Consider the following 24,048-nt stretch of genomic DNA (forward strand, 5'->3'; position numbering starts at 1 on the left):
GGAGATAACTGGCCGCCGTTGGGGAAGACTCCGTGGCCGCCAGCGGGGAGAACTCATGGCCGCCTACGGGGAGACCTTCAAGGCCGTTGACAAGTATCCCGAGCGAGCGCCACCTGCATGTTCGACGATGGCGAAGACTCAAAGAGCCTGGACGTACAGCGGTTCGCTGGAGATCACATCACCCTGCCCGTTGCGGGTCAGAACGACGGTGACCTGGTCGTCGAAATCGTCTGACGCGGTGACCTGCGCCCATGTGGCTCGGCTCGCAACGGCCGAACACCCGGGCGCGGTGGACGTCGCAGGCGACGAGGTAGGCCAGCGCGCCGCCGCGGCCGTACTCGTGGTTGACGCGCATCGCCCGGGCCCGGCCCGGGGCCAGGGTCGGATGGCAGCGCGGGCGGCGGGCCTGGACGGCGGTTTTCTCGTCGCTGGAGAGGACGTATTCGCCCTCGCCCAGCGGGACGCCCTCGAACGTACGGGCGTACAGGTCCAGGACACGCTGGGCTTTGATGTGGAAGTCGGGGTCGCGGATGAAGATCCAGGACCGATACTGCCAGGGCTTGAGGGCGTCCTCGCGCAGCCAGCGGCGCACCGTGGACGCGGAGACGGTATCGGTGATCCCGCTCGCGGTCAGCTCGGCGGCCAGCTCCAGGCAGGACCAGCGCGCCAGTGGCACGCCGGTCTCGGCGGGCAGCTGGCAGGCCAGCGCCTTGGCCGCGGCGACCTGCACGGAGGTGAAACGGGCGGGGCGCCCGGAGCGCTTGCGGTCGGCCAGAGCCGGCAGCCCGCCGTGGGCGAACCGGCCGCGCCAGGTCCGGACCGTGTCCACGTGCAGGTGGGTCTCGGCGGCGATCCTGGCATTACTCCGGCCACGTGCCGCGAAGAGGACGACTGCGGCACGCTGCCGGGCTTGGTGTGGAGTCTTGTGCCCGTAAGCCATCTTCTTCAGCTGGTGGCGCTCGGAGGCGGTCAGCACCACCGCCACGGCAGCGCGTATGGCCACGTACCCGTCCCCCGGATCCTGCGGCAGGCTGGTAGGCCTGAATGATTTCGACTGTCCACCGCTCTTCCTTCTGCCTCGTTGGATCTCCAAGGAGGCAGAAGAAAGAGCGGTAGGGACCGGCATGTTGATGGCCCGCCGACCGTCAGGTCGGCGGGCTACCATGATCGTTGAAGGTTCGTCGGCGCCCAGGAAGGCGGTCGGTGGCCTACGCTCGTGTCTCGCGTGTCACCGAGGGTCGCGGGCGCTCACGCGGCGGACCGGACCTTGATCGCGTGGCTGAGGGCGGTCTGCTCATCGTCGGGAAGGCGACGCTCGGCGTGGAGCATGCGCATGGCGGCGGTGATGCGTTCCTCGTCCTCGGGTGTGCCGAGGCTGCCCATGTACGGGGGCAACAGCAAACTCAGAGCTTCGAGGTCCGCGCGTGCGCAGAGCTTGGTGAGGAGTTCGCCGACCGGGTCTTCGTGCTGCTGTGGTGCGGCCGGAGTGGTGGCACGCAGTCCCGCGGCGATGCGGTAGCGGAGCCATTGCTGGTGGGGGCCGGCTGGGACGTCGTCGATGTGCTTGGCGGCGGACTCGAAGTGTTCGCGGGCCTGGTCGATCTGGCCCAGGTCCCGGTGGGCCCGGGCCATGTTGCCATGAAGGGAGGCATAGAAGCCGCGGACACGATCGTCGCCGACCTTGTCGGCCCGGTTCAGGCACTCCTGGTTCCAGTGCAGGGTCTCCTGCGGTGTGGGCTGGTGCCGGGCGAGGTAGTGCGCGGCGATGCAGGCGTCGTAGTCGTCCTCGGCTGCTTCCCACGCTTGAAGGAACAGGTCCCGGGCTCGGGAGTCTCGTCCTTCGGTCTCGGCCTGCATGCCCTGGACGCACAGCTGCACGACGACGTTCTCGGGGTCGGTCATGGTTCTCCTGAGGTGATGAGGGCGCGGTGACGAGGGAGGATCAGCTGGAGGTGTTGAGGGCGACCGGCATGACCAGGGTGGTGAAGCTGCCCTGGTCTGCGGAGCGCACCACGACAGGTCGGTCTGCGGCGGCGATCTCCAGCAGGACGTCAGGCCCGACGCCGGCCTCCAGAGCGGGAGCCAGGACGGCAGGGTCGAAGCCGATCCGCTGCGGCAGGTCTTGATGGCAGACCGCGGGCAGGGTGGTGGCGATGGAGTGATCGGGAAGAGAGACGGTCATCTCGTCGCCCGAGAAGCTCAGAGCGATACGTGCAGCGTCGCCGTGACTGTTGACCGCGTCGCGAAGGGCCAGGCGATCCACGATCACGCGGTATTCGGGCGGAGCCAGAGCCGAGAGCATCTCGCGGTAGTCAGGGAACTGGTCATCGACCGTCACCAGGACACGGGACTCTGACGTACTGCGTGCTCGGGTCCCGTCCGGTCCGACCTGAATAGTGACCTGGTGAAATCGCGCCGCCCATTGCCCGAACTCGATCAGGTCAGCCGCGTGCACCAGCAGGCGGCAGGGCCCTCCCTCGAGAGCCGCAGGCCTCAGGACACGCATCGACAGGCGATAGCGATCGGTAGCCACCAGGTGGACCTCGCCGTCATCGATCTCGATGAGGACGCAGCCAAGTGCAGGGCGTTCCACGTCGGAGGCTGCGGCCGGCACCACCTGGCGGACAGCGCTGGCCAACTCCGCGCCGCCGATTCGCGCTTCCGTCTTGCTGTCGGCAGTCGAGAGGGATCGCAGAGCCGCCGCGATGGCGGTCTTGGCCGCCTGCGTCCGGTCCCGCATCCTCTCCAGGTGCCGCTCCAGCACCTCTCGACCCTCGCGCTCGGGCCCGTCGAGCACCACGGCAACCTCAGCCAGCGGCAGTCCCGCATCTCGCAGACCGCGTAGGAGAGCGGCACGGGCCTCCTGCGCAGGGCTGTAAAAGCGGTATCCAGTCGCGCCGTCAACCCACGCCGGCCGCAGGACACGGCAGTCGTCGTAGAAACGCAGGGCGCTCGGAGCGAGACCGACGCGCCGCGCGAAGGCGCTAATGCTGAGTAGTTCCGTGGTGCCGTCCATGGCCCCGATTGTCGACGTTCATCCAACTTGAAGGTCAACTCGCCCTTCGCCCGCGTTCCACGCCTTCACCTGGCGCAAGAGCTTCCTCAGCGTCAACCTCCGAAGGACTTCCAAACTCGACCGCTGAGGGTCGACTCGGCCCCGGGGTACGGGTCCGGCGGTACGGGACGGCCGTGGCGGTGGCGAGCCCCGCCCTCTCCCGGCGGGACCGGCTGACGGTCGACGGCGATCCCGACGACGCCACGCACCTGCTCTCGTTGGCGTTGCCGCCCCGCGGCGAGTAGGACAGGCCGCCGTACCGCTCCTCGAACCGGATCGTCGCGTCCACGATCTCGGGTCCCGCGGCATGCTCGAACCCGGCGACGTCGACGGCCGTGGCGTGCTGCCTGATCCGATCGGCAGACATTGGTGCACGTCGCCGCGAATGCGGTTCAAGGAAGCTGCGGAGCCGGGGCGACAGGGTGGGGTCATCAAGAATGTGTATGTCGTACAGCGTACTGATCGGCGAGCAGCTCGCCGATCACGTACCGGGCGGTGCGGGCCATCCGGGGGTTGGTCTCACGGTAGTAGCTCAGCTCCATCAGCGAAACGGACAGTGCCCAGCCCCTCCCCCGCGCCCACTCCGCGTCGTCGGCGCCGACGGCCGTCCGGAAGGCGTCGCGTACGGGCGCCGGGAGCACGTACCAGGCGGGGATCAGGTCCACGGCCGGATCGCCGAGGCCCGCGCAGCCGAAGTCGATGACGGCGCTCAACCGGCCGCGCCCGTCGACCAGCAGGTTGCCGGGCTGGAGGTCGGCATGGATCCAGACGAGTGCGCCGGGATGCTCGGGCGCCGCAAGTCCGTTATTCCATATGGCAGTTACGGCCTCCATGTCAACCACATCGGCCAGCGCCGCGACCGCCCGCCGGACCGCCGTGTCCCGCGCCGCGAGCGTCTCGCTGCGGTAGGAGGCCGGACCGCCGGCCGGGTCGACGCGGTGCATCTCGGTCACGAAGGACGCCAGGTCGGCGGCCAGCAGCTCGGGTCGCGACACATACCCGGCGACCGGGTTGGCCCCCTCCAGCCACCGCAGCACCGACCACTGCCACGGGCACCCGTCCACCGGCTCGCCGAGCCCCACCGGCACCGGTACGGCGACCGGGAGTCCGGGCGCCAGGCGGCGCAGCCAGGTGTGCTCCTTGGCGATGTCCTCGGCGGCCCCCGGGATGCGCGGGATCCGCACCACCAGGTCCTCGCCCAGCCGGTACATCGCGTTGCTGGTCCCGGCGGAGTCCACCAGCTCGACCGGCAGTCCGGCCCAGTGCGGGAACTGCGCGGCCACCATCCGGCGGACCAGGGCGTCGTCGATGTCCAGTTCGTCCGCGTGCATCTTCTGGGGCATGGCGCCCGACCCTGCCAGCACCGATCGCGCCCGGCAAACGAATTACCAGGGCACGACCTGGCCCAGGTGGTCCCCGAAGTGCAGGCCGCCCTTGCCCCGGTGCCGCTCGATCGTGTCCGCCACTCCCGGAACACTCTCGTCCACGCTCAGTTCGGCCCCGGATCCGCCGAGTTCGGTGCGCACCCAGCCCGGGCCCATCAGCAGCAGCGTCCTTCCCACCCGGCGAAACCTGCCTCGCCGTCCCGGCGGACGTCGACCGGCCGGGCCCCGTACGCGAGTTCCTGGACCTCGCCGTCCCCGCCCTGCGGTCGGCGGCTCAGTGCCGAGCCGCGAGGTCCTGACTCCCCACCACCTTGAGCAGTCGCAGGGCCGAGTGCGAGGGGGTGCCGGGTGCGGCGGTGTAGAAGATCGTCCACTGGTCCCGGTGGGGATCGTGCAGCGCCTCGCAGTCGAGGTCGAGCGGACCGACCACAGGGTGGAGGATGCGCTTGCGGGTCGAGCGGCGCACCTCGACGTCCTGCCGGGCCCACAGTTCGCGGAACTCGGCGCTGTCCGCGTGCAGCCGGTCGACCAGGCGGCGCACCCCGCTGTCGGCGGGGTAGCGGGCGGCGGCCGAGCGCAGGTCCGCGACCGCACGACGGGCGAACGCCTCCTGATCGGAGGGCTCGTAGAGGGCGCGGGCAGCCGGATCCGTGAAGAAGCGGCAGACGAAATTCCGCTCCGCGGGCGGCGAGGCGGAGAAGTCACCGAGCAGCGCGGCCGCCATGGCGTTCCAGGCGAGGATGTCGCGGGCGGCGCTGCAGACCATGGCCGGGGTGTCGTCCAGCCGGTCGAGCAGGTGCAGGACGCCGGGCCGTACGTCGCGCGGCAGCACACTCGGAGGCAGCGGCGGCTCGCCGACCTGCGCGAGACGTACGAGACCAACGTGTTCGGCGTCGTCACCGTCACCAACGCCATGCTGCCGCTGCTGCACAGGTCCCCGGCCGGCCTGATCGGCAACGTCTCCAGCGGCCTCGGCAGCTCCGCCGTCCTCACCGACCTCGACCACCCGGCCGGGGAACACACCATGCTGCTCGGCTACAACTCCTCGAAGGCCGCGCTCAACGCCGTCACCCTGGTCTACGCCCGCAGTCTGCGGGACGCCGGCATCAAGGTCAGCTCGCTGGAGCCGGGCCACTGCGCGACCGACCTCAACCACCACTCCGGCCCGTCCAGCGTCGAGGAGGGCGGCCGCCGGATCGCCCGCCAGCTCGGCGAGGCGCTGGCAGGGCCGAGCGGCCAGTTCTTCCACCCCGACGGCGGCAACTACCCCTGGTAGGCGGCGACAAGGCCGGGCAGCCCGCGCATGTCGTCGAACACGACCGTGCCCGGCCCGGCCAGCCGCTCCGCCGCCGTCACGCCGCCCGCGTAGCCGAGCGCGCGCATCCCGGCGGCGCGGGCGGCCTGCACGCCGGGCCCGCTGTCCTCGACCACCAGGCAGCGGGCCGGATCGACGCCCATGCGGCGGGCGGCGTGCAGGAAGAGGTCGGGTGCGGGCTTGCCGCGCCCGACCTCGGTGGCACTGAAGATCCGGCCCTCGAACCGGCCGTACAGCCCGGTCCGCCCCAGGGTGTGGCGCATCTTCTCGTGGGTGCCGCTGGACGCCACGCAGGTGGGCAGCCCGAGCGCCTCCAGCGCGTCCAGCGCCTCCGGCAGCCCGTCCACCGGCGTCAGCCCGGCGTCCACGGCCTCGGCGTGCAACTCGCGGAAGCGCTTGTCGAACAGCGTCGCGGTCTCCTCGTCGAGCCGCTCGGCGACCATCGCGTGGTTGGCCGCCTCCGACCGCCCGACGAACCGCTCGATCGCCTCCGCCTCGGTCAGCGGCCAGCCGAACTCCTCCCCCAGCCGCACCAGGACGCGGACGGCGATCACCTCGCTGTCCACCAGGACGCCGTCGCAGTCGAATATCACCAGGTCTATCGGGTCGATCATCGGATCAGCATAGGGCGGTCCCGATCCGGTCAGTGATTCGGCGACGGGAAGTTCCCCGCCGACTGCGGAACACTGTCCGGCAATCTCACCGGGTTCGAGCAGGGGAAGTCCGCCACGACGGCCTTGGCGGCCTTAAGCAGGATGTCGAGGATCGCCCGGTGACTCCTGTCCGGCACCTGAAGGGCGAAGCGCGCGCCGACCTCGACTTCGAGCCACGGATTCACCCGTCGCTCGAAGTCCAGGTGAGCCGTTTCACCCACCCCGGTCCGTGCGCGGACGGACTCCCCTGCCCGGTCCACGTCAATTGGGAGCCCAGCCATCAACCCCTGTGAGGCAGGGGAGTTGAGCGGACCCTGAGCAAACGGCGGGGCCCGGCGGCCGAAGCCGCCGGGCCCCCTACCGATGTGGCGTCAGCTGGTCTGGATCGAGGCGTCGTCGATCACGAAGCTCGTCTGCAGCGAGGAGTCCTCGGTGCCGGCGAACTTCACGGTGACGCTCTTGCCCGCGTAAGCCGAGAGGTCGAAGGTGCGCTGCTGGTAACCGGTGGCGGCGTCCACGTTGGAGTAGGTCTTCAGCGTGGTGCCGTTCACCGACACGGTCAGCTTGTCGTACGCCGTCGAGCCCGTCTCGGCGGTGTCGACGTGCAGCCAGAAGCTCAGCGTCGCCTTGCAGCCCGCCGGGACGGTGACCGTCTGGGACAGGGTGTCGCTGTGGCTGCTGCCGTAGCCGTCCAGCCAGGCCTTCCAGCTGCCGCCGTGCGCCGCCTGCGAGGAGCTGTTGTCGACCACACCGCTCGAAGCCGTCCACGGCGCCGCCGAGCCCGTCTCGAAGCCCGGGTTGCCCAGCAGCTGCGCCGGAGTGCAGGAACCGCCGCCGCTGCCGGCGACCGTCCAGCCGAAGCTGGTGGTGGCCGACTTGCCGGCCGTGTCGGTGACGGTGACGGTCACGCTGGAGCTTCCGGCGGTGGAGACGGTGCCGGAGATCAGGCCGGTCGAGGAGTTGATCGACAGCCCGGCGGGCAGGCCGGTCGCGCTGTAGGACAGCGGGGCGGTGCCGCCGGAGGCGTTGATCTGGAGGTTCACCGCGCCGCCGACCGTGGTGGACTGGTCACCGGGGCTGACCACCGAGACGGCGGCACCGGCCGGCTTGGTGAGCAGGCAGCCGGGCACGGTGAGGTCGATGGCGCGGCCGGAGTTCAGGCAGGTGGTGAACCAGTACGTCTCCTCACCGTAGCTCTGGCCCTTGGTGGCCTTGGTGGAGCCGTCGGCGGCGACCTCGCAGGGGTTGTTGAGGGTGCACATCTCACCGTCGTCGTTGCCGGTGTTGTTGATGCCGACGATCCGCCCGCTCGCGGAGTCGATGATCGGCGAACCGGAGGTGCCGTGCGTGGTGTTGCAGCCGGAGCTGTAGCGCAGCGAGTCGTGCCAGGTCCACTGGTCCTCGCGCAGGGTGGGCACGAACCCGTTGACGGAGCAGTTCCAGACCTGCTTCCAGTACGAGGACGGGATGTACATCGAGGCGCCGTCGGTGGGGTGGGCGTCGTTGACGGTCAGCGCGGTGGCGCCGTACTTGGAGCCGATCGAGGCGTACGTGTCGGTGAGTTGGTAGAGCGCGACGTCGGTGCCGGTCATCGTCGCGTAGATCACCTTGTCGGCCTGCACGGTGCCGAGGCTGTTGCCGGCACCGTCCAGCAGGGTGCCGCTGCGGCTGGCACTGACGTTCTGGATGACCTGGCCGTACGGGGGCATGGTCGGCAGGCAGTGCCCGTTGGTGAGCATCATGGCCCGGTCGCCCGCCACCGAGGCGGGGAAGCGGACCAGCGAGGCCGAGCAGTCGTCCAGGGCGATGGTGGACGTCAGGTCGGCCGCCTGGACGGCGTGCGCGGGGACGGCGGCTAAGGCCAGCCCGCTCGCGACGACGGCGCTCGTGCCGGCCACCGCGACAAGTCTCTTGAACATGGCTCTCCTTGTGGGGGATCGCGGGGTGTACGACCGGTCGCCGAGGCCCGCGCCGCACGAAAGTGCCATGGTCACTTCAAGGGGTCAACCGTTCTGGCCGAACTCGCCACTCACCACCGCCTGTTGTGCCACCCGGCGGCAACCACCCGTCCCGATATGCCCGTTACGGGCGGCACGGGTGCGGGCCTGGGGAGCGCTACGGCTGCGGGAAGGAGTCCGGGTCCACGTCGTTGGTCTTGGCGTTGCCGTCGACCACGGGCTGGAGGGTGATCTCCCACGAGGTCGAAGTGCGGCCGGTCTCGAACGGGAAGTTGTCGTCGAACTTGGTGAACGCGCAGCTCTGCGTGAAGGCCTTGGCCTCGGAGTCCCAGTCCACGCCCTCGGAGACGTAGACGTCGTACGTCCCGTCCTCCACGCCCTCGATGTCGGCCTTCTGCCCCTTGGCCACGAACATCGAGTGCACCGTCTTGCCGTTCAGCACGAGCGAGACGACGGCGTCCTTCTTGGTCCCGTTGTCGACCTTGAACACGCCGTCGCCGCGCAGCTTGCCCTTGCTGACCATCGTGCCGTTGTCCAGCGAGCGGGACTGCTGCTTCGGCAGCTGCGGGACGGCGAAGGTGGTCGAGTAGCCGGCCTCCGCCATCTTGCCCAGGGCCGCCGACACCTCCGCCAGCCCCTGCGAGGCGCCGAGCTCGGCCTCGGCCGAGCCCAGGGCGCAGACGCTGTGGGACTTGATGTCACCGCGGACCGTGGTCGCGTCCTTGGCGAGCAGCTTCAGCGCGACCACCAGCAGAGTCTGGTCCTTGGAGACCGCAGCCGGCTGGTCCGCCCTGCTCAGGCTCGCGGCGGCCGCCTGCGCGCTGGTGGAGACGGTGGTGAGCACGGTGCCGAGGTCGGCGAGGTTCTTGGCCCCCGCCACCTGGGCGAGCGCGGCGTTGAGCGGGTCGATGCTCGCGCTGAGCACCGGGCCGTACGGCGTCGGCGTGACCTGAGGCACGGTCAGGCCCGTCGCCGTACCGGTGGACGAGGAGCGGGTGTCATCGCCCCCACCGCCGGAGCAGGCCGCGAGCAGCAGCGCCGTACCGACGGCCAGACCGGCCTTGCCGAAGGACCTCATGACCCCACCCCACCGACACCCGGCGCGCACAGCACGCGCACACCCCGTGACATGCTGCCGAGCGCGGACCTCCCGGTCAACAGGTTTCAATAGATCACCCGAAGGGGCCGTCCCGGCCCACCCATCTGGGTCAACTACGATCGGGCGCGTGCTCAGTCTCACCGGACTCCCCCTCCAGATCATCGCCTCGGTCATCGCGATCGTCGTCTTCGCCGCCACCATGTGGTTCTGGCCGAAGTTCGGCGGGAAGGGCTGGAAGTCCTGGCTGGGCCGGATCGGCGCCTTCCTGGCCACCCAGCTCTCGGTGCTGGTCGCCATGGGCCTGATCGCCAACAGCTACTTCGGCTTCTACAGCTCCTGGACCGACCTGCTCGGCACCAGCGGCGGTCTCGGCACAGTGGTCGACCACCAGCCGAACGCCTCCGGGGTGTCCGTCACCGGTGAGCAGAAGTTCTACTCGGCCCAGGGCTCGGAGCCGGACCGCTCCGGGCTGATCCAGAAGGTCGACATCAAAGGAGCCGGCAGCGGCCTGAGCACCGAGGCGTACGTCTACCTCCCGCCGCAGTACTTCCAGCCGGGCTTCACCAAGCAGCGCTTCCCGATGGCCGTGGTGCTCACCGGCTACCCGGGCACCCCGGAGAAGCTGATCTCGCTGATGCAGTACCCGGCGTCCACCCTCGACGCGATCGAGCAGAAGAAGCTGCCGCCCACCATCCTGGTGATGACCCGCCCCACCCTGGTCGGCGACCGGGACACCGAGTGCGTCGACGTCCCGAACGGCCCCCAGGTCGAGACCTTCTTCACCAGCGACCTGCCCAAGGCCCTCGCCACCACCTACCGGATCGGCACCGACCCGGCCAACCGGGCCGTGATCGGCAACTCCACCGGCGGCTACTGCGCACTCAAGTTCGCGCTGCGCAAGCCCGACTCCTACCCGGCGGCGGTCGCCCTCTCCGGGTACTACAGCGCAGCCCACGACCCGACCACCGGCGACCTGTTCGGCGGCAACGACAAGCTCAAGCAGGAGAACGACCTGCTGTGGCGGCTGAAGAACCAGCCGGCCGCCCCCGTCTCGCTGCTGCTGACCACCGCGTACGACGAGAACAACTACGACGAGACCAAGGCCATGGTCGCCGCCTTCAAGGCCCCCACCAAGATGTCGACCATCACCCTGGACACCGCCGGCCACAACTTCCACACCTGGACCCGGGAGATCCCCCCGGCCCTGGAATGGCTGGGCAAGCACATCACCATGCCGGCCGCCGTCTGAGCGGGCGGCGCGGAGGTCGACACGTCCCGGGCGAACCAGGAGCGAGAACCCCCTGAACTCCCCGGACGCCCGGGTGAGCCCCCCGGACGCGGGTGAGCCCCCCGAGTGCCCCCCGGGTGAAGCGGGACACATCACACCCGTCTCACAGCCGCGTCTCACGGTTCTCTCAGCCTCGCCACGCACGGTATGGCCCATGACCACGAGCAGCTACTCCCCTCCGGCCGGCGATCCGTGGCCCGAGGCCGCGAACTATCCGCCGCCGGAGGTGCCGCAGCCGGGCACCGGCCGACCGGGCCCGGCATCGCTCTTCCCCGAGCAGCCCCTGCCGCCCGTCGGCCCCAAGGGCCCCGCCTCCTGGTCCGGTCGGCTGCGCACCCTTCCGGCCCGCGCCTGGCGCGGCCGCGCGGACGACCCGCGCTGGGTGCGCCCCGCCCTGCTGGCGCTGATGGCCGCGACCGTCGTCCTCTACCTGTGGGGCCTCGGCGCCTCCGGGTGGGCCAACGCCTTCTACTCGGCCGCCGTCCAGGCCGGCAGCCAGAGCTGGAAGGCCTTCTTCTTCGGCTCCTCCGACGCCGGCAACTTCATCACCGTCGACAAGCCCCCGGCGTCGCTGTGGCCGATGGAGCTGTCGGTGCGGATCTTCGGCCTCTCCTCGTGGTCGATCCTGGTCCCGCAGGCGCTGATGGGCTCGGCCACCGTGGGCGTGCTCTACGCCACGGTGCGCCGCCGCTTCTCCCCGCTGGGCGGCCTGCTGGCCGGCGCCGCGCTGGCGCTCACCCCGGTCGCGACGCTGATGTTCCGCTTCAACAACCCGGACGCCATGCTGGTGCTGCTGCTCACCCTGGCCGCGTACGGGATGGTGCGGGCGGTCGAGACGGCGAGCACCCGGTGGCTGCTGTTCACCGGCGCGATGTTCGGCCTCGCGTTCCTCACCAAGACCCTGGCGGCGTTCCTGATCCTGCCTGCCTTCACGGTGATCTACCTGGTCGTGGCCCCGACCGGCTTCTGGCGGCGGCTGCGGCAGACCCTGCTCGCGGGTGTGGCCCTGGTGGTCTCGGCCGGCTGGTGGGTGGCGATCGTGGAGCTGCTGCCCGCCTCGGCCCGCCCGTACGTCGGCGGCTCGCAGGACGACAGCTTCCTCTCGCTGACCTTCGGCTACAACGGCCTCGGCCGCGTCGACGGCAACGAGCGCGGCAGCGTGGGCGGCGGCGGCCGCCTCCCGACCGGGCTCGACCTGCCGGGCGGCGCGATGCACAACCGGGGCTGGGGCCAGACCGGCATCACCCGGCTGTTCGGCAGCGACATCGGCGGGCAGATCGCCTGGCTGATGCCGGCCGCGCTGATCCTGCTGGTGGTCGGTCTGTGGGCGACCCGCCGCTACGCCCGTCCGGACACCGCCCGCGCGGCGTTCCTGGTCTGGGGCGGCTGGCTGATCTCCACCGCGCTGATCTTCAGCTTCATGTCCGGGATCTTCCACCAGTACTACACGGTGGCGCTGGCCCCGGCCGTCGCGGCCCTGGTCGGCATGGGCGTGGACGGGCTGTGGCGGGCGCGGCACCGGCTGCCGTACGCGCTGCTGCTGGCGGGCGTGCTCGCGGTGACGGCGGTCTGGGCGTTCGTCCTGCTCGGCCGCAGCGCCGACTTCCTGCCCTGGCTGCGCTGGGCGGTGCTGGTCGGCGGGCTGGCGGCGGCGGCCGCGCTGGTCGCCGGGCAGTACGTCGGCGGGGTCTCCGGACGGACGGGCGCGCGGATCGCCTCGGTGGCGGGCCTGGTGGGCGTGGCGGCGGCGCTCGGCGGTCCGGCCGCCTACGCGGTGGACACCGTGGGCACCGCGCACAACGGCTCGATCGTCACCGCCGGCCCGTCCGTGAAGGGCGCGTTCGGGCCGGGGTCGTTCGGCCGCAAGGGCGGCAAGGGCGCGACGGGCAACGGCCGGATGTCCGGCCAGGGCGGCCAGGCCGGTCAGAACGGCCAGGGTGGTCAGAACGGCCAGGGCGGCTGGGGCGGTCAGGGCGGCTGGGGCGGTTCCCCCGGCGGTCAGGGCGGTCAGAACGGCCAAGGCGGCCACGGCACCCGGGGCCAGGGCGGCTTCAACGGCGGCGCCGGCCGGGGCGCCGGAGGCGGCACCGCCCCCGGCGGCCACCACGAGCGCGGTGCCGGTGCCGGCGGCAACGGCGGTGCCACGGGCTTCCCGGGCGGTTTCCCCGGCGGCCAGGACCCCGAGGGTGCGAACAACCCCGGCGGTCCCGGCGGTCCCGGCGGCGGCATGGGCGGCCTGCTCGGCGGCACCAAGGTGAGCGACGAGGCCGCGGCGCTGCTCTCGCAGGACGCCGGCCGCTACACCTGGGCGGCCGCCACCACCGGCTCGCAGAACGCCGCGAGCTACCAACTCGCCACCGGCAAGCCGGTGATGGCCCTCGGCGGCTTCAACGGGACGGACCCCTCGCTCAGCCTGGAGGGCTTCCAGAAGTACGTCCAGCAGGGCAAGGTGCACTGGTTCATCGCCGGTGGCTCGCGCCGCGGCTTCGGCGGCGGCGCGGGCGGTGAGGGCGGCGAAGGCGGCCAGCAGACCGAGGCCGCCCAGATCGAGGCCTGGGTGACCGGCCACTTCACCGCCAGGACGGTCGGCGGGGCCACCTTCTACGACCTCACGGCGCCGCAGCCCTGACGGGGCCGAAACCCTGACGGGGCCGTAGTCCTGACGGGGCCGTAGTCCTGACAGATCCGGCTTCCCGAGCCGGGGCCGGGCGCCGGGAACCCTGGCCCGGGGCCCGAACTCCCCAGGGGGCGTGCCGCGTTGCGCGGCGCGCCCCCTCTTCGCGTTCCCGGCTCAGTCCGAGGCGCAGCGCGCCCCGGCGGCCGGCAGCACCCCGTCCACCAGGAACGCCGCGACGGCGTCGCGCACGCACCCGCTGCGGTCCCAGGACATGTGCCCGTCGCCGTCGCGGGTGAGCAGCACCCCGTGCTGCAGCCCGGCCGCCATCCGCTGCGCCCACGCGTAGGGGGTGACCGGGTCGTCCGTTCCGCCGATCACCAGGATCGGGGCGCTGCCGACCGCCGTGACGGTGTGGGGCTGCTCGGTGGAGCGGTACGGCCAGCGGCGGCAGTCGGGGTCGAGCAGGGTGATCCGGGTGTCGTGCCGGCTGGTGAGCGGGGCCCGGGCGGCGAGGTCGGCGAGGGCGGCGCGCAGGTCCGCGTCGGTGGGGGCGAGCGGGGCGTCGGCGCAGTGGATGGCCGCGTAGGCGTCGGCGGCGGTGTCGTAGTGGCCGTCCTCGTCGCGGCCGGTGGTGCCGTCGGCGAGCTTGAGCAGTTCGTCGGCGTCGCCGTGGGCGAGGGCCGGGTCGAGGGCGGCGCGCAGCCGGGGCCAGTTGCGGCGGCCGTCGTCGAGGGCGTCGAGGACGCCGGTCCAGGCGAGGGCGGCGGTGAGGGTGCGGCCGTCGTGGGCGGGCAGCGGGTGGTCCTTGAGGCCGTCGAGGAAGCCGGCGAGGCGCTGGGGGGCGGTGGCCGGGTCGCTGCCGAGCGGGCAGGTGTCGCCGTCGGCGGCGCAGCCGGTGGCGTAGGCGCGGAAGGCGGCCTCGGTGGCGGCGGCCTCTTCGCCGTTGAGGTGCATCAGGTCGGTGCTGCGTTCGACGGCGCCGTCGAGGACGAGCCGGCCGGTGCGGTCGGGGAACTCCTCGGCGTAGAGGGCGCCGAGGTAGGTGCCGTAGGAGAGGCCGAAGAAGTCGAGCTTGCGTTCGCCGAGGGCGCCGCGCAGCACGTCCATGTCGCGGGCGGTGTTGCGGGTGCCGAGGTGGGGGAGCACGTCGGCGTACTTGGCACGGCAGGCGTCGGCGAGGACCTGGCCGTGGTCGTAGGCCGGGTCGTCGGTGCTGGTCCACTGCTCGCGGGTGCGGTCGTCCAGGCAGTGGACGGGGAGGGTGCCGCCGGCGGCGCGCGGGTCGAAGCCGACCAGGTCGAAGTGGTCGCGCAGCGGGCCCTGGCTGCCCTTCCAGCGCCGGGCCAGGTTGACGCCTGAGATGCCCGGGCCGCCGGGGTTGAGCAGCAGGGCGCCGGTGCGGTGGCCGGGGTCGGCGGCGGGCACCCGGGCGACGGGGACGTCGGCGGTGCGGCCGCCGGGGTCGGCGTAGTCCAGCGGGACCTTGAGGGTGGCGCACTGCAGCATGGGTTCGTCCTGGTCGGCCGGGTCCGCGTCGGCGTCGCAGGGCGTCCAGTCGAGCCGTTGGTCGTAGAAGGCCCGCAGGGCCGGGGAGGTGTCGGCGGAGACCCGTTCGGCGAGGGGCGGGCGGCTCGCCGGGGCGCCCGCGTCGCGTGCGTCGCCGGGGCCGGAGCAGCCGGCGGGCAGGGCGAGGAGGAGGGCGGCGAGGGCGGGCAGGGCGCGCCGCGGGAGGCGGGGGGTCATCGGGGACACCGCCCACGAATACCACCCCGCGCGCTCCCGGGGCACGTCGCCTTCTCCCGCCCTGTCGCCGCCTCGTCACCGCGTTCCCCGACGAGCCCGGTTCCTGCCCGGCCCGGTTACCCGGCGGGCCCGGTCACCGGCCGCGCTCAGCCTCCGATCGCCGACATCGGCCGCTCGGGCCGGACGAAGTCGGCGCTGCCGATGGCGTGTCCGGGCCCCTTGCCGGCCACCGAGGCCCGCCAGGCCGCCTCGATCCGCCCGTCGTCCGCGCCACCGCGCAGCAGTACCCGCAGGTCCGACTCCTCGGTGGCGAACAGGCAGTTGCGCAGCTGCCCGTCGGCGGTCAGCCGGACCCGGTCGCAACCGCCGCAGAAGGGCCGCGTGACGGAGGCGATCACCCCGATCACCGTGTCCGTCCCGGCGATCCGCCACTCCTCCGCCGGGGCGTTGCCGCTGCGCCCGACCGGGACGAGGTCGAAGCGCTCGCCCAGCCGGGCCAGGACCTCGTCGGCCGTCACCATCGCGGCCCGGTCCCAACTCCCCTGCGCGTCCAGCGGCATGGACTCGATGAAGCGCATCCGGTAGCCGTGCTCGACGGCGAAGGACGCCAGTTCCGCGATCTCGTCCTCGTTGACGCCGCGCACCGGCACGGCGTTGACCTTCACCGGGTCCAGCCCGGCCGCCTTCGCCGCCGCAAGTCCGGCGAACACGTCGCCGATCCGGTCCCGCCGGGTGAGCGCCGCGAACCGGTCCGCGCGCAGCGTGTCCAGGCTGACGTTCACCCGTCCCAGCCCCGCCTCCCGGAGCTGAACCGCCGTACGCGCCAGGCCGATCCCGTTGGTGGTCAGCGACAGCTCCACCCCCAGCTCCGCCAGCCGCCCGACCAGCCCGGGCAGCCCCCGGCGCAGCAGCGGCTCCCCGCCGGTCAGCCGCACCGAGCGCACCCCCAGCCGCCGCACCGCGATCCGCACCAGGCGCACCACCTCGTCGTCGTCGAGCACCTCCGGCCGGGGCAGCCAGTCCAGCCCCTCCGCCGGCATGCAGTAGGTGCAGCGCAGGTTGCAGCGGTCGGTCAGCGAGACCCGCAGATCGGTGTGGACCCGCCCGAAGCGGTCCACCAGCGGGCGCGGTGCGGTGTTCATCGCCCCAGTACAGGGGCAAGCGCGCCGCCGGACCAGCGGCCGAACCACCGGGGAGCGCCCCCGACCCGCGCCTTCTGCTTGTGGATTCGCACAAGCCCGAACCGCTGCGCGGGCGCCCCCGGAGCGGGCAGGCTGGGCGCATGCAGACCACACCGCCCGCCGCCGTCCCGGCCCTCGTCCTCGCCGCCGGGGGCGGACGCCGGCTCGGCGGGCGGCCCAAGGCGCTGATCCGGTACGCCGGCCGACCGCTGGTGGAGCACGCGGTGGCCACCGTACGGACCGGCGGATGCCAGGACGTCACGGTGGTGCTGGGCGCGGAGCGCGGCCGGGTCCGCTCCACCGCGCACCTGCCGGGCTGCCGGCTGGTGGCCAACCCGGACTGGGCCCAGGGCATGGGCTCCTCGCTGCGGGCCGGGCTGGCCGCGCTGGCGCCGGACGCCCCGGCGGTGCTGGTGATGCTGGTCGACACCCCGGGCGTCACCCCGGCCGCGGTGGCCCGGCTGCTGGCCGCGCACCGGGCCGGCGCCGACCTGGCCGCGGCGGCGTACGGCGGGCGGCGCGGACACCCGGTGCTGATCGGCGCGCGGCACTTCGCCGAGGCGGTCGAGGGCGCCGCCGGCGACGCCGGGGCCCGAACCCTGCTGGCGGCGCACGCCGCGGAGCTCGTCCTGGTCGAGTGCGCGGACGTCGCCGTCCCGGACGACCTCGACACCCCCGCCGACCTGGCCCGCTGGTCCGTCCGCTGACCTCCCGCCGTACGCCGACGGCGCCTCTTCCCTGCGAAGGGTCCGGCCGAGCCGCCTGCCCTGATCTGTCCCTGAGGATTGCCCCATTCCGCGCCCAGGGCCGGAGGTTTCGGGGAGCATGGGAGGCATCCACCCACCCGACCCCCCGACGGACGGAGCCCGCGATGGCAGGACTGCCCGACGACTTCACCGGACACGACCCCTCGCGGCCAGGGCCCGGGACGGCCGGTGCCGCCCGGGCGATCCGCTGCCCCGCCTGCCGCCGCGAGCACCTGTACGAACCGCCGTCGCTGCCCTGCCCGTGCGGCGCCTCGCTGAAGGTGCCGCTGCTGCGCGGCGGGGTGCCGGTGCAGGTGCGGTTCCGCTCCTGGGAGGACTCCTGGCTGAGCATGCGCTGCCCGCACTGCGGCCGCTCCGACCAGTGGCCGCAGCCCGAGTTCACCTGCAACTGCGGCGCCACCGTACGGCTCCCGGTGGACCGCACCACCCGGCTGGGCAGCGGCACGGCCGGCCCGCTCGCCGCCCCCGGCCCGCAGTCCTCCCGCCCGTCCCCGGCGCACCCGGTGAACACCCCCGTGCCCGCCCCTCCCGCGGCCCCCGGCGGCTCGGCCGGCCGCTCCCGCCCGTTCCGCCACCGCACCCCGTTCCGGCCCCACCCGGTGCGCACCTCGCAGGACGCGGTGTTCACCGCCGCCCGCTACCTGGAGTGGCTCGGCTTCGACGACCTGGAGCTGACCGAGGCCCAGGAACGCGACGGCGTCACCCTGCTGGGCAGTCGGATGGTGGCCCAGGTCGACACCTGGACCGAGCCCGCCGACGTGAAGTCGGTCGAGTGCCTGTGGCTGCAGACCCTGCACGCCGAGGAGATGGCCGCCGCCATGTTCACCCTGGCCGGCTACTCCCACCAGGCCACCGTGCGCGGCGAACAACTGCTGGTCGCCCTGTTCAGCCTGGATCTGGCCGGCGTGCCGCAGCCCGCCAACGGCGCCGCCGAGGCCCTGATGGAGACCGGCTGGACCTCCTGACCCGAGCTGTTGCTCCCGCAGGGCGTGCCGTGCGGATCCCGCCGAAGGTCCGCGACGCCGGGGCGCACCCCTAGATCATTTGCCCGGCAAAAGCAACAACCTCCGCTCGTGATCTGGTGCACAAGCTCGCCCCCGTGTTGAATTGCCGCCACAGCGCGGGCCTTTCGCCCTGCCGTCGCCATGCGCACGGTCGCGGCGGCAGGGCCCCAGGGGCAGGTCCGTGCCCTGCCGGATGGCGCACACAAGGAGGTGGCGTTGTCGGAGCACGGATGGAGCCCGAACGGCCCGGACGGACGGGGGCGGGCGGCGGCGGAGGAACCGGGCGACACCGTGTGGCGGCTGCGGTCCCGGGGGTGCTGGCAGGAAGCCGCCGAACTGCTGCGACCCGCGGCCGAACACGACCCGACCGTCGCCCTCACACGGGCCGAACTCCTCATCGAACAGTGCCTGTTCACCGCCTCGCAGTGGGCCCAGGCGGAACAGGCGTTACGACTCGCCGAGGCCCTGGCGGAGGGCACCGAGCAGCGCGCGGCCGCCGCCTGCGCCCGCGGTTTCCTCGCCTACCTGGCCAGCGTGCTCGGCCCGCGCGACCGGCTGGACGAGGCGCAGGCCGCACTGGGCCGCACCTCGGCCCTGCTGCCGCCGGACGCCCCGGGCCGCCCGCTGCTGGACTTCCGGCGCGGACTGGTCGCCGAGAACCTGCTGCGCGACCGCAGCGCCGCCTGGATCGCCTACCGCCGGGCGCACGAGGGCGCGGGCGAGCGGGGGGACGAACTGCTGCGCTCCTACACCTGGCGGCACCTCGCCGCGCTGGCACTCTCCCGCGGGGAGCGCGGCAACGCCCGGGAGGGCTTCGACGCCTCCCTGCGGCTGCGCGAGCAACTCGGCTTCACGGTGGGGGTGGCGCCGGCGCTCGCCGCGCTCGCCGAGGTGTCCGAACCCCCCGAGGCCGCGCGGCTGCGCGCCGAGGCCGCCCGCCTGGTGCACGCCCTGGGCGGGGTGCCGGTCTGGCTCGCACGCCAGCTGGGCACCGTGCGCGCGCCGGGGCCTCCCCCGGACGGGCGCATCGCCAGCGAGGCCCGGGGGACCATCAGCTAAGGTGAGCCTAACCTGTCCGGAGAGCAGTTCCCCGGACGGGTCGCCTTGCTGTTCCCCGGGCACCGCCGCGCCCCGGTCCGGCCGGGCCCGGCGCCTCGCGGCCGGGGCCCGGCGGCCGGCCCACCGGCGGCCCCGGTCGACCCGAGGGGCCCGCCATGACCGCGAGCAGCACCCGGCCCGGCCCCGCGCCGTGCGCCCCCCGCACCACCGAGGCGCACACTCCGGCCCACGCGCTGGAAAGCCCCACCCCCTGCGCGCCCTCGTACCACCGGCTGACCGCATCGACCCCGGGCGTGGACGTGCGCTGCGCCCCGCCCCGCCGGGGCGGCGGCTGGCTGTCCCTCGCCGACCTCACCGCCCACCCGGACGCCGTGCGCGAACTGGTCGCCCACGACGCCCGCCAGGACCTCGCCCGCTACGGGCGGCCGCTGCGCCCGGACGTGGCGGCCGGCTTCGGGCTGCACCGCCTGGTCTGGCCGGTCTCACTGCTGTTCACCGTGCCGTGGTTCCTGGAGCGGCGCGTCCCGCTGCTCGGCCCCGACGACGTCTCGCTGCGCCGCGGCTCCGCCGCGGCGGAGCTGACGGTGCGCCTGGAGGCCTTCGTCTGCCTGCCGGACGACCCGGCGGCCGGCTCGCCCGGGGCCCGTACGGCGCCGGACGAGAACGCGCTGGCGGCCCGACTGCGCCGCTCACTCGGCGAGTTCCTCGCCCCGGTGCTGACCGCCTTCGGCCCGGAGGTGCGGCGCGGACCGCGGGTGCTGTGGGCGATGGCCACCGACGCGGTGGTGGAGGGGCTCTGGTACGCGGGCGGTCTCCTCGGGGAGCGGGAGCGGGCGCGCGCCGAACTGTCCGCGCTGCTGGCGCCCGGGGGTCCGTCCGCCGGACCGGCGTGCGCGCCCGGCGCGGGCCTTGCCCCCGCCCCCGCCCCGGCCCCCTTCACCCCGGGCGCCGGTTTCCCGCCCCCGGCTCCCGGCCGCACCGGCGCTTCGGGTACGGACCGGGCCCGGGCCAGCTGTTGCCTCGTCTACACCGTCGGACCCGGGGAGATGTGCGGCGGCTGCCCCCGCGTCACGCGACGTTGACGAAAATCCGTCCGATTCCGGATTCGAAAAGCCCGCAATTCCGGGAGCCTCCCACGTCGAATTCATATGACCATGCGATTGGCGACAGGTCAGAAATCCCTCTCCCCAGCGCATTGACGGAGAATCCGCCTTCCGCCCGCCGGGCATCCGTCATGATGGTCCCCGCCGCGCTGCTGGAGCGCAGTGGGCGGCGCAGGAACGCGACGCAGAAAGCGAGGCTGGTTCCGGCGATGAAATTGTCCGACATACCGCTCGGCTGGGCCGTCACCGGGGTGGCGGGGCTGCTGGTCAGCGCCCTCCTGGTGGCCCTGGCCCGAAGCCGGGGATCCGCCGCCGGCGGGGATTCCTGGGAGCGATCCGAGGAACGGCGCCGCAACAAGGAATCCCTGTACGGCGCCGCCTCCTACACGCTGCTGTTCTGCTGCGCCGGGGTCGCGGCCGCGCTCTCCTTCCACGGGCTGGTCGGCTTCGGCGTGCAGAACCTCGGCCTCTCCGGCGGGTGGGAGTACCTCGTCCCGTTCGGGCTCGACGGCGCCGCGATGTTCTGCTCGGTCCTCGCCGTCCGCGAGGCCAGCCACGGCGACGCGGCGCTCGGTTCCCGGCTGCTGGTCTGGCTCTTCGCCGGCGCCTCGGCCTGGTTCAACTGGGTGCACGCCCCGCGGGGCCTCGGCCACGCCGGCGCCCCGCAGTTCTTCTCCGGCATGTCGCTGTCCGCCGCGATCCTGTTCGACCGGGCGCTCAAGCAGACCCGCCGGGCCGCACTGCGCGAGCAGGGCCTGGTACCCCGCCCGCTGCCGCAGATCCGCATCGTCCGCTGGCTGCGCGCCCCGCGCGAGACCTACGCGGCCTGGTCGCTAATGCTCCTGGAGGGCGTGCGCAGCCTGGACGAGGCGGTGGACGAGGTCCGCGACGACAAGCGGGAGCGCGCGCTGGAGAAGGAGCGCCGAAAGCTGGCCGGCCGCCGGGAGCGGGCCGAGATCCGGGCGATCAACCGGAGCGGCGGCCACTGGCGCGGACGCGGCGGCGCACGGCAGTTGGAGTCGGCCGGCTCGGAGTCCGCGATAGCCGGCGGGCCCGGGGCCGAGCGCCCGGCGGGCGCGCGGGAGGTCGGGGCCGCGGCCTCTCCCGAGCCCGGTGCGCGCGAGGTCGAGGCGGCCGAGGGCACCGTCGTCCAGCCCGGCCTGCCGGCCCGTCCGGAGCGGCGCACCATCGACCTCACCGTCGACGAGGACACCGTCGCCCTGCCCCGGCTGGACTCGCTGGAGCGCAAGCTGAAGGACCTGGAGCAGCAGTTCGGCTGATCCGTTCCGGGCCCGCCCGGCCCGGAACGGTCGGACTCCGACTCGGAACGACCGGGCCCCGGCCCCAAACGGTCACTCCCCGGCCCGGAACGGTCAGGCCGCGTTCGCCCCGCTGAGCTCGAACCACATCCGCTTGCCGGACCCGCGCGGCTCCACGCCCCAGGCGTCCGCCAGCGCCTCGACCAGCATCAGCCCGCGTCCGGAGGAGGCCTGCTCCCCCGGCGTCCGGCGGGTCGGCCACAGGTCCGACTCGTCCTCCACCTCGACCCGCAGCCGCGCCCGGCCACCGTCCGAGGCCGACTCCCGGTAGAGCCGGGCGGTGAACATGGCGTCCCGGTCGGTGTGCCGGATCGCGTTGGTGACCAGCTCGGAGGAGAGCAGTTCGGCGGTGTCGATGAACTCGGCCACGCCCCAGCGGCGCAGCGCGTCGCGCAGTTCGGCGCGGACCTCGGCGACCCTCGCCAGGTCCGCCTGGCCGATCCGGCGGCGCAGCTGCTGGGCGGCGAGCCCGCCCGCCGGGCCGTCCCAGCGCAGGAGCAGCAGCGCTATGTCGTCCTCGCGCTCGCTGGAGTCGGCGGCCTGGGAGGCGATCCGGTCGGCCAGCTCCTCCAGCGGGTCGCGGGCCGACTCGTCGGCGACCGGCAGCGGGCGGGCCAGCGTGCTGGTCAGCCGGCCGATGCCCTCGTCCAGGTCCATGCCGCGCGCCTCGACCAGGCCGTCGGTGCACAGCAGCACCGTCTCGCCCGGGTCCAGGCTGAACCGGGTGACCCGGTACTCCTGGTCCGGGTCGATGCCCAGTGGCAGCCCCCCGGCCACCGGCAGCACCGCGGCGGTGCCGTCCGCGCGGCGCACCACCGGGTCGAGGTGGCCGGCCCGGACCGCGTAGACCACGCCGTAGTCCACGTTGACCTCGGCGTAGGTGCAGGTCGCGAAGTGGTCGGTGTCCAGGTCGGCGAGGAAGCGGGAGGCCCGGGCCATCACCGCGGCGGGCGGGTGGCCCTCGGCCGCGTAGGCGCGCAGCGCGATCCGCAGCTGGCCCATGATCCCGGCGGCGTGCACGTCGTGGCCCTGGACGTCGCCGATCACCAGGCCGACGTGCCCGCCGGGCAGCGGCACCACGTCGTACCAGTCGCCGCCGATCTGCAACCCGGAGCCGGCCGCGAGGTAGCGCACCGCGGTGGTCACGCCGGAGATGGACGGGACGGTGCGCGGCAGCATCACCCGTTGCAGGCCGGCCGCCAGTTCGTGCTCGGCGTCGTGCAGCCGGGCCCTGGCCAGCGACTGGGCGACCAGGCCGCCCAGGGTGGTCAGCAGGGTGCGCTCGTCGGCGTCCAGCTCGCGCTCGTCGTCGAAGCTGACCACGCAGACGCCGATCGCCCGGCCGCTGGCCACCAGCGGCAGGTACGCCCAGGAGCCGCGGCCGGTGCGGCTGGTCTGCTCCCAGACGTCGGGGTGGCGGTCGCGGAAGTCCTCCCGGCTGGAGATGAAGACCGGGGCGCGGTGCCTGAGCGCCTCGGCGGCCGGGTGACCGGCGGGCAGCACGGCGCGGTCCCAGACGGCGAGCGCCTGGGAGCGGTAGCCGGAGGCGCCGAGGATCCGGGCCCGTCCGGCCTCGAAGGAGGCGAGCACCAGGCCGTCCGGCGGCAGACCGGGCAGCGGCAGCTCGGTGAACACCCGGGCCACGTCACGGACGGTGACCGCTTCGGAGAGGGCGCGCGCGGCCTCCTTGATGAACCGGGAGCGCTCCTCGCGCAGCAGGGCGAGCCGGTCGGCCCGGTCGCGCTTGTGCAGCTCCACGGTGGCGTCCCAGACGAAGCCCACCATCCGGGAGGCGCGGCCGAAGGCGTCCGCGAGCACCCGGCCGCGGAAGCGCACCGCGCGCATCGTCCCGTTCGGCCCGACGGTGCGGTAGTAGGCGCCGCACTGGCCCAGCTCGGCGACGGCCCGCTCCACTCGGCGGCGCACCACGGGCGCGTCCTCGGGGTGCAGCAGGGACAGGAAGGAGGCGGCCGTGCGGTCGAAGCGGTCCCGCTCGACGGAGTCCAGGCCGATGATCGCGCAGGCCCGCTGGTCGCCCTCCAGGACGTCGCGGCGGATGTCCCAGTCGAAGGAGCCGATGCCGTTGGCGGCCATCGCGGGCTCCAGCCAGTCCGGCATGGAGTCGCCGGAGGAGGGCGGCAGCCCGCCGGACAGCACGGGCGCCAGCCGCCCGGAGGCGAGCGCGGGGGACGTGCGCACGGAGTTCCGGCGGGTGGCCTGAGCGGGCGGGCGGACGGCAGGCGGCGGCTCCACGGCGGACGTGCCGGGGGGAAGGGCCGGCCCCGGCGACTCGGGCTCAGTGGGCATGCTGCTCCTGCCGCTGCCGTGACGGACCGCGCCGACCATCCGGACGGGCCGCGTGGCGGTGTGGTGGGTCGTGCTGGATCGGACGGTGCCGACGGACGGTGGTCAGTCGAGGTTCGCTCTCCCCGCTGCTTCCCGCACGTGGACACACGTTCCCACCATCCTGGCCAATGTTCGGCTGAGCGGCAATGGCAACGG

General features: G+C 73.4%; 21 protein-coding genes and 2 pseudogenes. 8 read left to right on the plus strand and 15 right to left on the minus strand.

Annotated features, from left to right (window positions below; all coding sequences use genetic code 11):
* Window positions 1–178: 178 nt before the first annotated feature.
* The 6 genes from ACFV1W_RS31820 to ACFV1W_RS31845 form a co-directional block, all read right to left on the minus strand.
* Window positions 179–1,003 carry an IS630 family transposase gene (locus ACFV1W_RS31820; protein ID WP_380420720.1) on the minus strand — a complete coding sequence of 275 codons (825 nt, stop codon included), beginning with the start codon at window positions 1,001–1,003 and terminating at the stop codon, window positions 179–181.
* A 245-nt stretch (window positions 1,004–1,248) separates the two neighbouring features.
* On the minus strand, window positions 1,249–1,902 hold the full coding sequence (locus tag ACFV1W_RS31825; protein ID WP_380420721.1) for a hypothetical protein: 654 nt from the start codon (window positions 1,900–1,902) through the stop codon (window positions 1,249–1,251).
* A gap of 40 nt (window positions 1,903–1,942) precedes the next feature.
* Entirely contained in the window at window positions 1,943–3,016 is a 1,074-nt protein-coding gene (locus tag ACFV1W_RS31830) for a MerR family transcriptional regulator (RefSeq protein WP_380420722.1), read from the minus strand.
* 470 nt (window positions 3,017–3,486) lie between these two features.
* The gene (locus ACFV1W_RS31835; protein ID WP_380420723.1) at window positions 3,487–4,398 is read right to left on the minus strand and encodes an aminoglycoside phosphotransferase family protein; all 912 of its coding nucleotides are present in this window, start codon (window positions 4,396–4,398) and stop codon (window positions 3,487–3,489) included.
* Window positions 4,399–4,440: 42 nt separating this feature from the next.
* Window positions 4,441–4,617 carry a hypothetical protein gene (locus tag ACFV1W_RS31840; RefSeq protein ID WP_380420724.1) on the minus strand — a complete coding sequence of 59 codons (177 nt, stop codon included), beginning with the start codon at window positions 4,615–4,617 and terminating at the stop codon, window positions 4,441–4,443.
* 97 nt (window positions 4,618–4,714) lie between these two features.
* Window positions 4,715–5,272 (minus strand): transcriptional regulator, encoded by a 558-nt coding sequence (locus ACFV1W_RS31845; protein ID WP_380420725.1) that lies wholly within the window; start codon window positions 5,270–5,272, stop codon window positions 4,715–4,717.
* Here ACFV1W_RS31845 and ACFV1W_RS31850 point away from each other — a divergent pair.
* Complete coding sequence (locus tag ACFV1W_RS31850; protein ID WP_380420726.1) at window positions 5,237–5,716, plus strand: SDR family NAD(P)-dependent oxidoreductase; 480 nt, start codon at window positions 5,237–5,239, stop codon at window positions 5,714–5,716. The genes ACFV1W_RS31845 and ACFV1W_RS31850 overlap by 36 nt on opposite strands.
* Here the strand turns inward: ACFV1W_RS31850 and ACFV1W_RS31855 are convergent.
* From ACFV1W_RS31855 to ACFV1W_RS31875, 5 genes and pseudogenes are all read right to left on the minus strand, one after another.
* Window positions 5,704–6,369: an HAD family hydrolase gene (locus tag ACFV1W_RS31855; RefSeq protein WP_380420727.1), complete on the minus strand. Its 666-nt coding sequence runs from the start codon at window positions 6,367–6,369 to the stop codon at window positions 5,704–5,706. The two genes, ACFV1W_RS31850 and ACFV1W_RS31855, sit on opposite strands and share 13 nt — an antisense overlap.
* Window positions 6,370–6,398: 29 nt before the next feature.
* Window positions 6,399–6,629, minus strand: coding sequence for a hypothetical protein (locus ACFV1W_RS31860; RefSeq protein ID WP_380420728.1), 231 nt, complete (start codon window positions 6,627–6,629; stop codon window positions 6,399–6,401).
* Between the two features lie 150 nt (window positions 6,630–6,779).
* Window positions 6,780–7,508: pseudogene (locus tag ACFV1W_RS31865) on the minus strand (putative Ig domain-containing protein); the annotation flags it as partial.
* A 201-nt stretch (window positions 7,509–7,709) separates the two neighbouring features.
* A pseudogene (locus tag ACFV1W_RS31870) lies at window positions 7,710–8,396 on the minus strand (trypsin-like peptidase domain-containing protein); the annotation flags it as partial.
* Between the two features lie 127 nt (window positions 8,397–8,523).
* Window positions 8,524–9,444: a hypothetical protein gene (locus tag ACFV1W_RS31875; protein WP_380420729.1), complete on the minus strand. Its 921-nt coding sequence runs from the start codon at window positions 9,442–9,444 to the stop codon at window positions 8,524–8,526.
* A gap of 148 nt (window positions 9,445–9,592) precedes the next feature.
* On the opposite strand from ACFV1W_RS31875, the gene ACFV1W_RS31880 reads away from it, so the two are divergent.
* Both ACFV1W_RS31880 and ACFV1W_RS31885 read left to right on the plus strand, forming a co-directional pair.
* Entirely contained in the window at window positions 9,593–10,714 is a 1,122-nt protein-coding gene (locus ACFV1W_RS31880; RefSeq protein ID WP_380420730.1) for an alpha/beta hydrolase, read from the plus strand.
* A gap of 193 nt (window positions 10,715–10,907) precedes the next feature.
* Window positions 10,908–13,382 carry an ArnT family glycosyltransferase gene (locus tag ACFV1W_RS31885; RefSeq protein ID WP_380420731.1) on the plus strand — a complete coding sequence of 825 codons (2,475 nt, stop codon included), beginning with the start codon at window positions 10,908–10,910 and terminating at the stop codon, window positions 13,380–13,382.
* A 162-nt stretch (window positions 13,383–13,544) separates the two neighbouring features.
* On the opposite strand, the gene ACFV1W_RS31890 is transcribed toward ACFV1W_RS31885, so the two are convergent.
* Both ACFV1W_RS31890 and moaA read right to left on the minus strand, forming a co-directional pair.
* Window positions 13,545–15,113 (minus strand): alpha/beta hydrolase, encoded by a 1,569-nt coding sequence (locus tag ACFV1W_RS31890; RefSeq protein WP_380420732.1) that lies wholly within the window; start codon window positions 15,111–15,113, stop codon window positions 13,545–13,547.
* A 146-nt stretch (window positions 15,114–15,259) separates the two neighbouring features.
* Window positions 15,260–16,255 carry a GTP 3',8-cyclase MoaA gene (gene moaA, locus ACFV1W_RS31895; RefSeq protein WP_380420733.1) on the minus strand — a complete coding sequence of 332 codons (996 nt, stop codon included), beginning with the start codon at window positions 16,253–16,255 and terminating at the stop codon, window positions 15,260–15,262.
* Between the two features lie 140 nt (window positions 16,256–16,395).
* Between moaA and ACFV1W_RS31900 the strand changes: the two genes are divergently transcribed.
* The 4 genes from ACFV1W_RS31900 to ACFV1W_RS31915 all read left to right on the plus strand — a co-directional run bounded on the left by ACFV1W_RS31900 (window position 16,396) and on the right by ACFV1W_RS31915 (window position 20,206).
* Window positions 16,396–17,001, plus strand: coding sequence for an NTP transferase domain-containing protein (locus ACFV1W_RS31900; RefSeq protein ID WP_380420734.1), 606 nt, complete (start codon window positions 16,396–16,398; stop codon window positions 16,999–17,001).
* A 164-nt stretch (window positions 17,002–17,165) separates the two neighbouring features.
* A complete protein-coding gene (locus tag ACFV1W_RS31905) occupies window positions 17,166–18,026 on the plus strand; it encodes a hypothetical protein (RefSeq protein WP_380420735.1) in 861 nt (286 codons plus the stop codon).
* A 255-nt stretch (window positions 18,027–18,281) separates the two neighbouring features.
* Entirely contained in the window at window positions 18,282–19,124 is an 843-nt protein-coding gene (locus tag ACFV1W_RS31910) for a hypothetical protein (protein ID WP_380420736.1), read from the plus strand.
* A 155-nt stretch (window positions 19,125–19,279) separates the two neighbouring features.
* A complete protein-coding gene (locus ACFV1W_RS31915; RefSeq protein WP_380420737.1) occupies window positions 19,280–20,206 on the plus strand; it encodes a (2Fe-2S)-binding protein in 927 nt (308 codons plus the stop codon).
* Here the strand turns inward: ACFV1W_RS31915 and ACFV1W_RS31920 are convergent.
* Window positions 20,193–20,453, minus strand: coding sequence for a hypothetical protein (locus ACFV1W_RS31920; RefSeq protein WP_380420738.1), 261 nt, complete (start codon window positions 20,451–20,453; stop codon window positions 20,193–20,195). The genes ACFV1W_RS31915 and ACFV1W_RS31920 overlap by 14 nt on opposite strands.
* Here ACFV1W_RS31920 and ACFV1W_RS31925 point away from each other — a divergent pair.
* Window positions 20,437–21,507 carry a DUF2637 domain-containing protein gene (locus ACFV1W_RS31925; protein ID WP_380420739.1) on the plus strand — a complete coding sequence of 357 codons (1,071 nt, stop codon included), beginning with the start codon at window positions 20,437–20,439 and terminating at the stop codon, window positions 21,505–21,507. The two genes, ACFV1W_RS31920 and ACFV1W_RS31925, sit on opposite strands and share 17 nt — an antisense overlap.
* Window positions 21,508–21,600: 93 nt before the next feature.
* Here the strand turns inward: ACFV1W_RS31925 and ACFV1W_RS31930 are convergent, their stop codons facing one another.
* On the minus strand, window positions 21,601–23,745 hold the full coding sequence (locus ACFV1W_RS31930) for a SpoIIE family protein phosphatase (RefSeq protein ID WP_380420740.1): 2,145 nt from the start codon (window positions 23,743–23,745) through the stop codon (window positions 21,601–21,603).
* Window positions 23,746–24,048 lie beyond the last annotated feature (303 nt).

Origin of the sequence: Kitasatospora sp. NPDC059648, assembly GCF_042734825.1 — a bacterium.
Taxonomy (GTDB): Bacteria; Actinomycetota; Actinomycetes; order Streptomycetales; family Streptomycetaceae; genus Kitasatospora.

Excerpts from the sequence above, each read along its gene's own strand:
- ACFV1W_RS31825 (WP_380420721.1), bottom strand. The coding sequence starts at position 1,902 with ATGACCGACCCCGAGAACGTCGTCGTGCAGCTGTGCGTCCAGGGCATG.
- ACFV1W_RS31830 (WP_380420722.1), bottom strand. The coding sequence starts at position 3,016 with ATGGACGGCACCACGGAACTACTCAGCATTAGCGCCTTCGCGCGGCGC.
- ACFV1W_RS31835 (WP_380420723.1), bottom strand. The coding sequence starts at position 4,398 with ATGCCCCAGAAGATGCACGCGGACGAACTGGACATCGACGACGCCCTG.
- ACFV1W_RS31855 (WP_380420727.1), bottom strand. The coding sequence starts at position 6,369 with ATGATCGACCCGATAGACCTGGTGATATTCGACTGCGACGGCGTCCTG.
- ACFV1W_RS31875 (WP_380420729.1), bottom strand. The coding sequence starts at position 9,444 with ATGAGGTCCTTCGGCAAGGCCGGTCTGGCCGTCGGTACGGCGCTGCTG.
- ACFV1W_RS31885 (WP_380420731.1), top strand. The coding sequence starts at position 10,908 with ATGACCACGAGCAGCTACTCCCCTCCGGCCGGCGATCCGTGGCCCGAG.
- ACFV1W_RS31890 (WP_380420732.1), bottom strand. The coding sequence starts at position 15,113 with ATGACCCCCCGCCTCCCGCGGCGCGCCCTGCCCGCCCTCGCCGCCCTC.
- moaA (WP_380420733.1), bottom strand. The coding sequence starts at position 16,255 with ATGAACACCGCACCGCGCCCGCTGGTGGACCGCTTCGGGCGGGTCCAC.
- ACFV1W_RS31900 (WP_380420734.1), top strand. The coding sequence starts at position 16,396 with ATGCAGACCACACCGCCCGCCGCCGTCCCGGCCCTCGTCCTCGCCGCC.
- ACFV1W_RS31905 (WP_380420735.1), top strand. The coding sequence starts at position 17,166 with ATGGCAGGACTGCCCGACGACTTCACCGGACACGACCCCTCGCGGCCA.
- ACFV1W_RS31915 (WP_380420737.1), top strand. The coding sequence starts at position 19,280 with ATGACCGCGAGCAGCACCCGGCCCGGCCCCGCGCCGTGCGCCCCCCGC.
- ACFV1W_RS31925 (WP_380420739.1), top strand. The coding sequence starts at position 20,437 with ATGAAATTGTCCGACATACCGCTCGGCTGGGCCGTCACCGGGGTGGCG.
- ACFV1W_RS31920 (WP_380420738.1), bottom strand. The coding sequence starts at position 20,453 with ATGTCGGACAATTTCATCGCCGGAACCAGCCTCGCTTTCTGCGTCGCG.